The following is a 12170-nucleotide window of genomic DNA, read 5'->3' on the forward strand; positions in this document are numbered from 1 at the left end:
CAATACAGCTGTATTGCTGATCACCCATGACCTGGGAGTGGTCGCGGAAACATGTGAACGAGTGGTTGTCATGTATGCGGGCAAAGTGGTGGAAGAAGGGCCGGTTGAAGAGATCTTCAAAGATCCGCAGCATCCGTATACACGGGGGCTGCTGGAATCTGTGCCGGATATGCGCTTCAAGAAAGAACGCCTCTATTCCATTCCCGGCAACGTTCCGAAACCGGGGACAATCACCACCGGCTGCCGGTTTGCGCCGAGGTGCGAATTCGCTTTTGACCGCTGCATAACGGAAAATCCGCCGCTCTACCGGACGGCTGATGAGCATCAGACAAGGTGCTTCCTATTTGATCCGAAGGAGGCAGAAAAGCATGACCGAACAGTTGTTAAAAGTTGAAGGCCTGAAAAAGTATTTTCCTATTAAATCAGGAATTTTCGGGAGGGTCAATAATTATGTGAAAGCTGTGGATGACATTTCATTTTCAGTAAAAGAAGGGGAGACGCTTGGGATTGTAGGAGAATCGGGCTGCGGTAAATCCACGACCGGCCGGATGCTCATGCGGCTTCTTGAACCGACAGAAGGAACAGTGACTTTCGATGGGCAGGAACTCACTTCATTATCTACCAGTGAAATGCGCAAGGCGCGCCGTGACATCCAGATGGTATTTCAGGATCCTTACGCTTCACTCAATCCCCGCCATACGATTGAAAAGATCTTGATGGAACCTTTGAATGTGCATGACATCGGTGATCCGAAAGAGCGCAAAAAGAAAGTCCATGAATTTCTGGAAATTGTGGGACTCAGCAGTTATCACGCGAAACGCTATCCGCATCAGTTCAGTGGCGGACAGCGCCAGCGCATCGGCATCGCCCGGGCGCTGATGACAAATCCGAAACTCATTATCGCCGACGAGCCCGTATCAGCACTGGACGTTTCGATTCAAGCACAGGTGCTCAACCTGATGCAGGATCTTCAGAAGGAGCTGAAACTGACTTATATCTTCATTGCCCATGATCTCGGTGTGGTCCGCCACATCAGCGACCGTGTTGGTGTGATGTATCTTGGGAATATGGCTGAAATGGCTGATACCGAGGACCTTTACGAAAAGCCGCTGCATCCGTATACGCAGGCGCTGCTGACCGCGGTGCCCGTCCCGGATCCGACATTCGAAAGGGAAGAAGTTGTAATCAAAGGGGATGTGCCAAGTCCCGCAAATCCTCCGAGCGGCTGCCGCTTCCACACACGCTGTCCATTTAAAATGGATATTTGTGTAACGACAGTACCGATTTTCGCGGAGGTTGAGAAAGGTCATTCTGTAGCCTGCCACCTCTATGAGGAAAGCAGGCCGCAATGATAATAAACAACAACGGAGGGGTTAATTTGGGGAAAAAGAAAATCATGTCCCTGGCATTTCTGATGCTTTTGCTGATTTCGACACTGCTTTACGGCTGCAGCGGCGGATCGGAAGAAGGAATGGAAAACACGGGTGAAACTGGTGGCGAAGGGGAATCCACGGAAGAAAAAAGTTTGATTTTCGGGCGCGGGGGAGACTCAGTATCACTTGACCCCATCACTGTTACTGACGGTGAATCATTTAAAGTTACGAAAAACATTTTCGATACTCTGGTAAACTTCGGTGAGCAGGATACAGAAATTGAACCGGCACTGGCTTCCGACTGGACTGCTGAAGAAGACGGTTTAACGTATGTCTTCACTTTGGAAGAAGGCGTTAAGTTCCATGACGACACTGACTTCAATGCTGAAGCAGTCGTTGCAAACTTTGAGCGCTGGGCAGCAGGGGATGCTGATTCATTCCCTTACTACCAATCCATGTTTGGCGGTTTCGGTGACGAAGAAGGCCACGTAATCGAATCGGTGGAAGCTACCGGCGATTACGAAGTAACATTCACTTTGAAACGCCCGATGGCTCCATTCCTTAAAAACCTGGCAATGAGCCCATTCGGCATCGCTTCTCCTACAGCATTTGAAGAAGCGGGAGATGCATTTGGCGACAACCCGGTAGGAACAGGACCATTCAAATTTGTTGAATGGAAGCGCAATGACCTTGTACGCATCGAAAAATTCGACGGCTATTGGGTAGAAGGCGAACCGAAATTGGATGAAGTGGTTTTCCGTTCAATTCCGGATAACTCCGGCCGCCTGAATGCATTGCTGGCTGGTGAAATTGATTTGGCTGATGGAATCAACCCATCCGATGCCGCTACAATTGAAGGCGATGAGAACCTTCAATTATTCGAGCGTCCGTCCATGAACGTAGGCTACCTCGGATTGACGAGCACACGTGAGCCTTTTGATGATCCATTGGTACGCCGCGCGATGAACCATGCAATCGACAGACAGGCGATTGTTGACGCATTCTTCGAAGGCCGCGGGGAAGTTGCGAAAAACCCGATGCCGCCTGTAATCAGCGGCTATAACGATGATATCGAAGGATACGAATATGATCCTGAAAAAGCGAAGGAGCTGCTTGAAGAAGCAGGTCTTGGCGATGGATTCGAAATGGAACTATGGGCTATGCCAGTTCCTCGTCCGTACATGCCGGATGGCCAAAAAGTGGCGGAGGCCATTCAAAGCGATTTGGCTGAAGTTGGAATCACGGCTAATATCGTTTCCTACGAGTGGGCGACTTATCTGGAAAAAGCCGCTAACGGTGAAGCCGATGCCTTCCTGTTAGGATGGACAGGTGACAACGGTGATGCGGATAACTTCATTTATGTGCTGCTTGACCAGGACAACATCGGTTCAAACAACTACACATATTACGAAAATCCAGAACTGCATGAAATTCTGATCCAGGCTCAGACTGAGGTGGATGAAGATGCCCGCAATGAGCTTTACATGCAGGCACAGGAAATCATCCATGAAGATGCACCGTGGGTTCCGCTTGCTCACTCTACACCGCTGCTCGCTGGCGGCAAGAATGTAATCAACTTCAAAGCGCACCCGACAGGTTCAGACAAATTAGCTTCAGTCGACATCGAGTAGATTTTTCGGGAAGGGAGATCGAAATGATTTCCCTTCTTTTTTAAATTAATTTATACATATTTGTTGGAGATGGAGAGGTGAAGAAATGCTTAACTATATTGGCAAACGGCTATTGCAGCTGATTCCTGTTCTGCTCGGAATGACATTTATCGTTTTTATGATCATTCGTGCAATACCGGGCGATCCTGCACAAGTAATCCTCGGACAGCAGGCTTCTGCGGATGCCATAAAAGCATTGAGGACAACTCTAGGCCTCGATAACCCATGGTATATCCAATATTTCGATTATTTAAAAGGACTTGTAACGGGTGACCTGGGACAATCGCTCCGCACAAGAACCCCGGTGGTGGATGAAGTATGGCCTTATCTGGCCGCAACTATCGAGTTGTCTGTCTTCGCAGTTATCATTGCCGTTATTATTGGTATCAATGCGGGAATCATTTCGGCCTGGTTCCAGAATTCATGGTTTGATTATCTTGCCATGATTATTGCCTTGATCGGCGTGTCAATGCCAATCTTCTGGCTGGGCCTTTTAAATCAATGGATTTTTTCAATCGAACTGGGTCTGTTGCCGACTTCCGGCCGTATGAATGTACGGGATCCGGTTGAATCGATAACCGGTTTTTATGTTATTGATACGCTGATGACGGGACAATTCGATCAATTGGCGACCGTGATGCGGCATTTGATACTGCCGGGAACGGCGCTGGCCACAATTCCGATGGCGATCATCGCCCGGATGACCCGCTCAAGCATGCTCGAAGTCATGCGTTCAGACTATGTCCGGACAGCCCGTTCGAAAGGCTTGAAAATGTTTTGGGTCGTCTATAAACACGCACTGAAAAATGCCATTATTCCAGTCATGACAATCATCGGCCTTCAAATGGGGCTGCTGCTGGGCGGAGCCATCCTGACCGAAACCATCTTTGCGTGGCCAGGGATCGGACGATATATCTACGAGGCAATCGGTTTCCGGGATTATCCGGTCATCCAGTCGGGCATCCTGATTGTCGCTTTCATATTCGTCATGATCAACCTGTTCGTGGATCTTCTCTACAGTCTGGTGGATCCTCGCATTAAATATGATTAGGAAGGGGGAGAACAATGGCTGACACGACAATAAATAAAAATGAAGTCGAAATTCAGAAAGTTGCCGGACCGTGGAAAGAGGCATGGCGCGGCTTCCGCAAAAGTAAAGTAGCGGTTGTTGGAATGGGAATTGTCATTTTCTTCATTTTACTGGCTATATTCGGTCCGATGTTTACGCTACAGGGCATAAATGAGCAGGATTTGACCCAGCGGTTTCAGCCTCCTTCCTCAACCTACTGGATGGGGACGGATGATTTTGGACGCGACATCTTATCGCGCGTCGTATACGGAGCGCGAATTTCACTCTGGGTAGGATTTCTGGCAGTAATTGCTTCAGTTATTGTGGGAAGTTTCCTCGGCATCCTTGCCGGTTATTATGGCAGATGGGTGGATACCATCATCTCCCGCATTTTTGATATCATGCTGGCTTTCCCGAGTATCCTGCTGGCGATTGCTGTTGTATCGGTTCTCGGGCCATCACTTCGAAACGCTTTGATTGCCATCGCCATTATCAACGTACCCAATTTCGGCCGGTTGATCAGGTCAAAAGTGTTGAGCATCAAAGAAGACGAATATATCATGTCTGCCAAAGCGATTGGCATGAAAGACAACCGGATTCTCTTTTCGCATATTTTACCGAACTCGATGGCTCCGGTCATTGTACAGGGGACACTGGCGATTGCCACTGCCATCATTGAAGCGGCTGCGCTTGGATTCCTTGGACTCGGCGCTTCTGCACCGACTCCGGAATGGGGCAAGATGCTTGCCGATTCCCGATCTTTCTTAACAAATGCACCTTGGACGATGATTTTTCCCGGAGCTGCGATTATGCTGACAGTTCTTGGGTTCAATTTAATGGGGGATGGGTTGCGTGATGCACTTGATCCCCGCATGAAATCTTAAGAAAAGCGGAAGCGCCTGTTCAGCTCTGAAAGGCATAAGGCGAGCCAGCGAAGTGGCGTTCTTTGCCACGCAGCTGGATTGACTTATGCCCCGAAGAGTTAGGCGCTGGAGTCTGGACAGAGCAATACCCACACTAAGGACAGGCAGACTAAAGGCAATATACTTTCTTAACCTTAAGAAAAACGTGCAGGGGAATAAATTCCTCTGCACGTTTTTATTAGTTTAAATTAAATTAAATTGCGTGTTGCAGATCCTGATCGACTTCATCACTATGGTAATTCAAGTAAGCAATGATCAGCAAATCCAGGTGTTCCAGCTGTTCTTCGTAGTCCACCATTGCGGACAACACATGCATCAGGTGATAAACGGAAAAATCGCGGTTTTCGGACTCCAGCGCAATATTTATCTCTTTTACGAAAATTTCCATTACTTCATGCCGTTTCACTGAAGCTTCACTGCCAGCTGATTCACTGTGTTCCGGCCTCAATTTACCGACATATTTCATGTAAAGCTGCTCATGGTAGCTTGCCAGACTTTCAAGCCGCTCCTGAACCATCATATGAAACTGCTCCGGAAGCTCCGTCAGTTCGTTTTCAAAACGATGCAGCCTTTTTAAGACGTCCAGGCTTTTTTTGGAGGTGGCAATCATTTGTCTGTACAGCACCAGTTTTCTCATTTTAGCGTATTGCTGTTTTTTCGTATAACTTCTTTCTTCTTTATAGAAGGAATACCATTGGTCCACTTTTATAAGCTTTTCATCCAGGCGGTCAATATCTTCTTTTACGGAAACATGATCGGAAGCGTGCCGGATCGAAACGCGTATCCATCGAATGACTTCTTCACTGACTTCGTGGATCGATTTGAACAGCCGGGTCTCGTATTTCGGCGGAAGAAAAATCATATTAACAATAAACGCCGAGAAAATACCGAGAAGTACGGTCAAAAATCGAAGGGAGGCAAAAGAAAGAAAGTTGGTGGTATGCGAATCCATGATGATGATAATCGTAACAAGTGTCAGCGGAACCGTTTTTTCGAGATTTAATTTGAGCATCAAAACGATTGTCAAGATGGCAGCGAGTCCGATCGTGAGGTAATTGCTGCCAATGGTCAATACAAATATGACAGCAATGACGGCGCCGATCAAATTTCCGTACACCTGTTCCAAAAGAGTCAAATAGGATCTGTAAATGGAAGGCTGAATGGCAAATATGGCTGCGACGCCTGCAAATACAGGAGAAGGCAATTCCAATAAACTGGCTAAAAACAGCGCCAATGAAATCGCCACACCGGTCTTTAATATACGTGCTCCTAATTTCATGACTTACGCTTCCTCCTTCCTGTATTGCCAGGCTGCTTATAACCGGCTGAAGGCTTTTCTCACAGCCTGTATTGCAATTTTGATATCTTCTTCTGTATGTTCCGTCGTCAGGAACCATGCTTCGTATTTAGACGGTGCCAGATTGATGCCCTGTTCAAGCATCAGTTTGAAGAAACGGCCGAAAATTTCCCCGTCTGTCGCTTCAGCCTGTTCATAATTTTCAACAGTAACGTCCGTAAAGTAGATTGTAAGAGCGCCCTTCAAACGGTTGACTGTTATTGTTATACCAAATTCCTCGGCAGCTTGTAAAATTCCTTTTTCAAGAATTTTGCCGAGCCTGTCCATTTCCTCATAAACCCCTTCAGCCTGCAGCACTTCCAAACAAGCGATACCGGCCTGAATCGAAGCGGGATTTCCGGCCATAGTGCCTGCCTGATAGGCTGGGCCCAGCGGAGCCACTGTTTCCATGATTTCTTTTTTACCGCCATAAGCACCGATCGGCAGACCGCCGCCGATAATTTTGCCGAGGGCAGTCAAATCCGGTTTGAGCCCAAGCATGTCCTGAGCGCCGCCGTAATGGAAACGGAACGCCGTGATCACTTCGTCATAAACGATCAAAGCCCCTTTTACTTCAGCTATGCGGTGCACTTCTTCGAGAAACCCTTCCTTCGGTTCCACAATTCCGAAGTTGCCGACAATCGGCTCCACCAGGATGCAGGCGATTTCCTCTCCCCATTTTTCCATCGCTTCAGCAAAAGCAGCCGGATCATTGAAAGGGATCGTAATCACTTCTTCGGCGATCGTCTTCGGCACACCGGCAGAATCAGGTGTACCGAGAGTTGCGGGACCCGAACCTGCTGCAACCAGCACCAAATCCGAATGGCCGTGATAGCAGCCGGCAAATTTCATGATTTTTGTTCGGCCCGTATAAGCGCGTGAAACGCGGATTGTAGTCATAACCGCTTCGGTGCCGCTGTTGACAAAGCGCACTTTGTCCATATTTGGCATCGCTTCTTTCAGCATTTTTGCAAACGTGATTTCATAGCGGGTCGGTGTGCCGTATAAAACGCCTGTTTCAGCGGCGTGCGAAATCGCTTTTGAAATATGGGGGTGGCCGTGGCCTGTAATGATGGGACCGTAAGCAGCGAGGAAATCGATGTATTTATTGCCGTCGACATCCCAGAAATAAGCGCCTTTTGCGCGTTCCATCACAACGGGTGCGCCGCCGCCGACCGCTTTGAACGATCTTGAGGGGCTGTTTACGCCTCCTACGATATGCTCTAGTGCTTCTTCATGCAGTCTGATTGATTCTGAGTGGTTCATTGGATAAATTCCTCCTACTTAATGTCTATCCCTTTATTGTAGACAAGTTTCAACATTAACGCCAAAGAAATTGAAACTGCAGCTGCAGTTAGGTACGATAGACTTATAGAAGAGGAGTGATTGTTATGACAACATTGGAAGGTTTGCATGCACCGGAATTTTCACTGAAAAATGAAAACGGTGAGACGGTTTCTTTACAGGATTTTTCCGGAAAGAAATATGTGGTGCTTTATTTTTATCCAAAGGACATGACACCGGGGTGTACAACTCAAGCCTGTGATTTCCGTGACGCAGAAAAAGATTTTTCAGAACTGGGTGCCGTGATATTAGGCGTCAGCGCCGATTCCGAAGAACAGCACACCAAATTCATCAGCAAGCACGGCCTGCCATTTTCGCTGCTGGTGGACGAAGACCACAAAGTTTCGGAAGCCTACGGAGTTTGGGTGGAAAAGAAAATGTACGGAAAAGAATTCATGGGAATCGAACGGTCCACATTCCTGATCGATCCGACGGGCACCATTGTAAAAGAATGGCGCAAAGTCAAAGTGGATAACCATATCCAGGAAGTTCTGGAAACAGTAAAAGAGCTCAGTCAGGCATAGGGGGAATCCATTCATGGAAATAGTTTTCACATTTTTACCATCCGATGAAATGAAACAGAATATCATTAAAGGTTTTCCTGATGTGGAATTTCATTTCTCCTATAAAGATAAAAGCAGGCTGCCGACAGCGGATGTCCTCGTAACATACGGTGAAGACCTTGATGAAGCGGACATCGCCAGCGCCCTTAAGCTAAAGTGGATCATGGTTGTGAGCGCCGGCGTTGAAAAATTGCCGCACGAAGCAATTGCCAAACGGGGAATCACTGTATCAAATGTGAGGGGCATCCACAAAACACCGATGGGGGAATCAGTCCTCGGCCATCTGCTCGCCTTGAAGCGGTCTCTCCCTGAAATCTACGAAAATCAGCGTAACCAGAAATGGGAGCGCAAATTCCGTTCAAAGGAGATTTCCGGTTCGACTGCGCTGATCCTGGGACCTGGCGCGATCGGCTCTGAAATCGGCCGGCTGCTGCAGGCGTTTGGCGTAATGACCATCGGCTGCAACCGCTCAGGAACCGAGGCAGCCCATATGAACGAAATGGTTTCTTTCGATGAACTGCTGGCCAAACTGCCGGAAGCCGATATTGTGGTTTCAGTTCTTCCCAGCACCCCGGAAACGAAATACCTGCTGAATCTGGAGCACTTCAAAGCGATGAAAAATGATGCCATCTTCATGAATTTCGGACGCGGCGATCTGGTGGATGAGGGGATTCTTATTGAAGCGATGCAAAATAACATGATTGCCTATGCTGTATTGGATGTTTTTGAACAGGAACCTTTGCCTGACAGCCATCCGTTCTGGCTCATGAATAATGTCATCGTCTCTCCGCATGTATCCAGTAAATCCGGTAAATACCTCGAGCGGGCAATGGAAATTTTCCTGCCTGATTTAAGGGAATGGCTTGATGGAAATAGGGAACCTGTAAATCTCGTTAGTATGGAAAAGGGGTATTAACAATGAAGATCTACACAAAGACAGGCGATAAAGGCACCACATCTCTGGTGTATGGCTCCAGGGTTTCGAAAAATGATGTATTGGTCGAAGCATACGGCACATGCGATGAAGCGAATTCCATGATCGGTTTGGGCCTGGCCCATTTAAACAGCGAGTTTTTCAATGAAAAAGAAGAAATCTGCGATATTTTCCACGAAATCCAAACGACTTTATTTCACGTGGGGGCTGAATTGGCTACTCCTGCAGGCAAAGAAGTGAAATGGAAACTGCATGCAGAAGACACTCGAAAACTGGAAACCTGGATTGATAAATACGATGCGGAACTGCCCGCACTGAATAATTTCATCCTGCCGAGCGGCCATCCGGCTGGCGCTGCGCTCCATGTCGCCCGAACAGTGGTGAGAAGAGCTGAGCGCCTGGCCACTTCCATCGGGGAAGGGACTTCTCCTGAAGTGCTCGCCTATCTGAATCGCCTGTCTGATTTCCTGTTTGTCGCAGCGCGCTTTGTCAACCAGCGTCTCGGCAGCAAGGAAAATGAGCTGCACAGCAAGAAATAAGCAAGGAAAAATGCTTCTCCAAATAGCGCGCCTATAGTGATTTCTTGACATCGGTGGGTCAATTTGAGTACACTGATTATAACGATTACAAAGTAAGAATCTTTATGAAGTGAGGTGCACGGCGATGTCTGAAGGTTTATTAAAAGACGCGCTTGATGCTTTGAAGTCTACAGGTGTCAGAATCACTCCACAGCGCCATGCGATTTTGGAGTATATGATTCATTCAACAACGCACCCGACAGCGGATGACATTTATCGCGCGCTTGAGAAATCTTTCCCTAATATGAGTGTTGCAACAGTATATAATAATTTGCGTGTCTTTAAGAAAGCCGGTCTTGTAAAGGAATTGACTTACGGCGATTCATCGAGCCGTTTTGATTTTGTTACACACGATCATTACCATATGATTTGTAATGGCTGCGGGAAAATAGTCGATTTCCATTATCCGGGTTTGGACGAAGTCGAACATTTGGCTTCACACGTTACCGGTTTCCAGGTGGATTACCATCGTCTTGAAATTTACGGTACGTGCCAGGATTGTCTTGCGGATACAGCAAAGGCACAATAAGAAAATGGGCATAGATTCTTCTGTGTCCGTTTTTTATTTGGAAATAAGAATCCGCCAGCGATCTTGTCGCTGGCGGATTCTTTATACTTTGGAATTTTTCTTATTGTAATCGACATTGAATTCTTTTCCTTCAAGGGCAGGATCCATTGTCAGCGGCTCACGGCAGTGCATGCACATGTCGACGCGGCCAAGCATTTTCGTATGGCGTCCGCAATTCGGGCATTGGACCGGAACGGTTTTCATGGACAGAAGTCCAATCCAGGCATAAACGCCTGTGCTTCCGATGATTGCAATGACACCCAGCAGCATAAGAATGACCATGATGAGAGGCTGATCTCTGAAGAAAATACCTATATACATAATGACGATGCCGATGAAAATCAGCGACAGCGCAAAAGTCCGGATTCGGTTAATTTTATTTTTATAAGGTTTCATGTTCAATTCCTCCTTGCATCCATCATACTATATCACATTCAAAGTGAAAAAGTGTTAATGCTTTTCTTATGAAGGATTCAGCGGAAATATGTCGAAATAGAGAAAAGCAAACAATCGCAGCATCTTTCATTGGCCTGTAATCTTTAAGAAAGAAATTGAAGTAACTATAATTGGGGTAAATGAATAAAGGACAGACACGTAAACAAGCCTGAAACTGCAGGGAGCGAAATGGAATGGAACAAATACTAAGACCGATTTATCAGGAGCGTGCAGGCCAGGAAAGCACACTTGGCGTAATGCTCGTTGAAAAAAGAGAAAAACTCAGTCCCAACACGGATACTTTCGATACCATCCTGCTGATCATTACCAAAGAAAATGAAACATCCGTTTTCACCAAGCATTACACTTACGGAACGAAAAAAGCAGCGATGCACATCATCACAGAAAAGCAGCTTAAAAAATGGCTGCTGCTTGGCACAAACCGAAAAATTGTGGACTGGCTCTTCAATGGCCGGATCATTTACGATCGAAACGAGTTTATGGAAAAATTGATAACCGAGCTCAGGGAATATCCCTTTGCTGGCAGGAAAATTAAAATGGGACTTGAATATGCCAAGCTTATCAGACGGTATCTGGAAGGCAAAATGCTGTTTGAGGAAAAAAATTACCTCGATGCATACAGGCACGTTATCGAATCCCTCCATCACCTGGCTCGTCTGGCAGTGCTGGAAAATGGTTTGCCGCCTGAAGTTACTGTCTGGTCACAGGTCAAAAAGATGGAGCCGTCGATTTATAAACTGTACGAAGAACTTGTGCTCAGCGATGAATCGATCGATAAAAGACTTGAGCTCCTATTCCTGGCCAGCGAATTCCTGATTCATTCGCGAACCGCGGATGGAGCGCAGCATATCATGGAAGTGATGACGAAAAAGAGGAGCTGGACAATCCAGGAATTGCACGAGCAGGAAGAGCTGAAAAACTATTCTTCTGATCTGGAGGTATTTATTGAATACCTGGTAGATAAAGAAATGATACTTGTCGAAGGGGTCCTGACGAAGAGTGAAGGGATTTTCCATCGTTACTATTCCGTTAAGATCTGATTTAGAAATGCTGAATATGAGGCCGGATTGTCACAGGACAATCCGGCTTTCTTCATTAGAGGAGGGTGTGGATTAAGGGAAATGAATAACAGTTTACACTAATGCAAATGAACGTGTTTTCGACTTTTTGCGTTTTTTATCCTTTTGTCGTTGACAATTCAGAGGGGAACGTATTATGATATTACATGTCGCTTCGCCAAATTAAGTTTTTCAGTATAATATTTAAAGCTTGACTCCGGCGCGGGGCAATGATAAATTAGAGAAGTCGCTTCAACAGGGCATGAAAATTGAACCTTGAAAACTGAACAGCAAAACG

Annotated in this window: 13 protein-coding genes; 10 read left to right on the plus strand and 3 right to left on the minus strand. The window is 46.7% G+C overall.

What is annotated here, in order from left to right:
• The 5 genes from KW93_RS03540 to nikC all read left to right on the plus strand — a co-directional run.
• The coding region (locus KW93_RS03540; protein WP_033541592.1) for an oligopeptide/dipeptide ABC transporter ATP-binding protein at nt 1-394 on the plus strand (394 nt) is incomplete at its 5' end.
• Nucleotides 369-1352, plus strand: coding sequence for an ABC transporter ATP-binding protein (locus tag KW93_RS03545; protein ID WP_033541593.1), 984 nt, complete (start codon nt 369-371; stop codon nt 1350-1352). The genes KW93_RS03540 and KW93_RS03545, both read left to right, overlap by 26 nt.
• Before the next feature lie 44 nt (nt 1353-1396).
• The gene (locus tag KW93_RS03550) at nt 1397-3004 is read left to right on the plus strand and encodes an ABC transporter substrate-binding protein (protein ID WP_442956610.1); all 1608 of its coding nucleotides are present in this window, start codon (nt 1397-1399) and stop codon (nt 3002-3004) included.
• Nucleotides 3005-3089: 85 nt separating this feature from the next.
• On the plus strand, nt 3090-4094 hold the full coding sequence (locus tag KW93_RS03555) for an ABC transporter permease (RefSeq protein WP_033541595.1): 1005 nt from the start codon (nt 3090-3092) through the stop codon (nt 4092-4094).
• Between the two features lie 14 nt (nt 4095-4108).
• Complete coding sequence (nikC, locus tag KW93_RS03560) at nt 4109-4996, plus strand: nickel transporter permease (protein WP_033541596.1); 888 nt, start codon at nt 4109-4111, stop codon at nt 4994-4996.
• 232 nt (nt 4997-5228) lie between these two features.
• On the opposite strand, the gene KW93_RS03565 is transcribed toward nikC, so the two are convergent.
• Together KW93_RS03565 and KW93_RS03570 are read right to left on the minus strand one after the other, a co-directional pair.
• On the minus strand, nt 5229-6314 hold the full coding sequence (locus KW93_RS03565; protein ID WP_033541597.1) for an FUSC family protein: 1086 nt from the start codon (nt 6312-6314) through the stop codon (nt 5229-5231).
• A 36-nt stretch (nt 6315-6350) separates the two neighbouring features.
• Nucleotides 6351-7637 carry a glutamate-1-semialdehyde 2,1-aminomutase gene (locus tag KW93_RS03570; RefSeq protein WP_033541598.1) on the minus strand — a complete coding sequence of 429 codons (1287 nt, stop codon included), beginning with the start codon at nt 7635-7637 and terminating at the stop codon, nt 6351-6353.
• Between the two features lie 125 nt (nt 7638-7762).
• Here KW93_RS03570 and bcp point away from each other — a divergent pair, with 125 nt between their 5' ends.
• The 4 genes from bcp (at nt 7763) to perR (ending at nt 10319) form a co-directional block, all read left to right on the plus strand.
• On the plus strand, nt 7763-8239 hold the full coding sequence (gene bcp, locus KW93_RS03575; protein ID WP_033541599.1) for a thioredoxin-dependent thiol peroxidase: 477 nt from the start codon (nt 7763-7765) through the stop codon (nt 8237-8239).
• Nucleotides 8240-8252: 13 nt separating this feature from the next.
• On the plus strand, nt 8253-9194 hold the full coding sequence (locus KW93_RS03580) for a D-2-hydroxyacid dehydrogenase (RefSeq protein ID WP_033541600.1): 942 nt from the start codon (nt 8253-8255) through the stop codon (nt 9192-9194).
• A 2-nt stretch (nt 9195-9196) separates the two neighbouring features.
• Nucleotides 9197-9751: a cob(I)yrinic acid a,c-diamide adenosyltransferase gene (locus KW93_RS03585; RefSeq protein ID WP_033541601.1), complete on the plus strand. Its 555-nt coding sequence runs from the start codon at nt 9197-9199 to the stop codon at nt 9749-9751.
• 124 nt (nt 9752-9875) lie between these two features.
• On the plus strand, nt 9876-10319 hold the full coding sequence (gene perR, locus KW93_RS03590; protein WP_033541602.1) for a peroxide-responsive transcriptional repressor PerR: 444 nt from the start codon (nt 9876-9878) through the stop codon (nt 10317-10319).
• Nucleotides 10320-10400: 81 nt separating this feature from the next.
• Here perR and KW93_RS03595 read toward each other — a convergent pair whose 3' ends face one another.
• Complete coding sequence (locus KW93_RS03595) at nt 10401-10754, minus strand: YgzB family protein (protein ID WP_033541603.1); 354 nt, start codon at nt 10752-10754, stop codon at nt 10401-10403.
• Between the two features lie 233 nt (nt 10755-10987).
• On the opposite strand from KW93_RS03595, the gene KW93_RS03600 reads away from it, so the two are divergent.
• Nucleotides 10988-11854: a nucleotidyltransferase-like protein gene (locus tag KW93_RS03600; RefSeq protein WP_033541604.1), complete on the plus strand. Its 867-nt coding sequence runs from the start codon at nt 10988-10990 to the stop codon at nt 11852-11854.
• Nucleotides 11855-12170: the final 316 nt, after the last annotated feature.

It is taken from the genome of Planococcus sp. CAU13, from assembly GCF_000775575.1.
Taxonomy (GTDB): domain Bacteria; phylum Bacillota; class Bacilli; order Bacillales_A; family Planococcaceae; genus Planococcus.

What these genes read in the sequence shown, in the direction of transcription:
- KW93_RS03585 (WP_033541601.1), top strand. Translation starts at nt 9,197, where the DNA reads ATGAAGATCTACACAAAGACAGGCGATAAAGGCACCACATCTCTGGTG.
- KW93_RS03565 (WP_033541597.1), bottom strand. Translation starts at nt 6,314, where the DNA reads ATGAAATTAGGAGCACGTATATTAAAGACCGGTGTGGCGATTTCATTG.
- KW93_RS03550 (WP_442956610.1), top strand. Translation starts at nt 1,397, where the DNA reads ATGTCCCTGGCATTTCTGATGCTTTTGCTGATTTCGACACTGCTTTAC.
- KW93_RS03600 (WP_033541604.1), top strand. Translation starts at nt 10,988, where the DNA reads ATGGAACAAATACTAAGACCGATTTATCAGGAGCGTGCAGGCCAGGAA.
- bcp (WP_033541599.1), top strand. Translation starts at nt 7,763, where the DNA reads ATGACAACATTGGAAGGTTTGCATGCACCGGAATTTTCACTGAAAAAT.
- KW93_RS03595 (WP_033541603.1), bottom strand. Translation starts at nt 10,754, where the DNA reads ATGAAACCTTATAAAAATAAAATTAACCGAATCCGGACTTTTGCGCTG.
- KW93_RS03580 (WP_033541600.1), top strand. Translation starts at nt 8,253, where the DNA reads ATGGAAATAGTTTTCACATTTTTACCATCCGATGAAATGAAACAGAAT.
- perR (WP_033541602.1), top strand. Translation starts at nt 9,876, where the DNA reads ATGTCTGAAGGTTTATTAAAAGACGCGCTTGATGCTTTGAAGTCTACA.
- nikC (WP_033541596.1), top strand. Translation starts at nt 4,109, where the DNA reads ATGGCTGACACGACAATAAATAAAAATGAAGTCGAAATTCAGAAAGTT.
- KW93_RS03570 (WP_033541598.1), bottom strand. Translation starts at nt 7,637, where the DNA reads ATGAACCACTCAGAATCAATCAGACTGCATGAAGAAGCACTAGAGCAT.
- KW93_RS03555 (WP_033541595.1), top strand. Translation starts at nt 3,090, where the DNA reads ATGCTTAACTATATTGGCAAACGGCTATTGCAGCTGATTCCTGTTCTG.
- KW93_RS03545 (WP_033541593.1), top strand. Translation starts at nt 369, where the DNA reads ATGACCGAACAGTTGTTAAAAGTTGAAGGCCTGAAAAAGTATTTTCCT.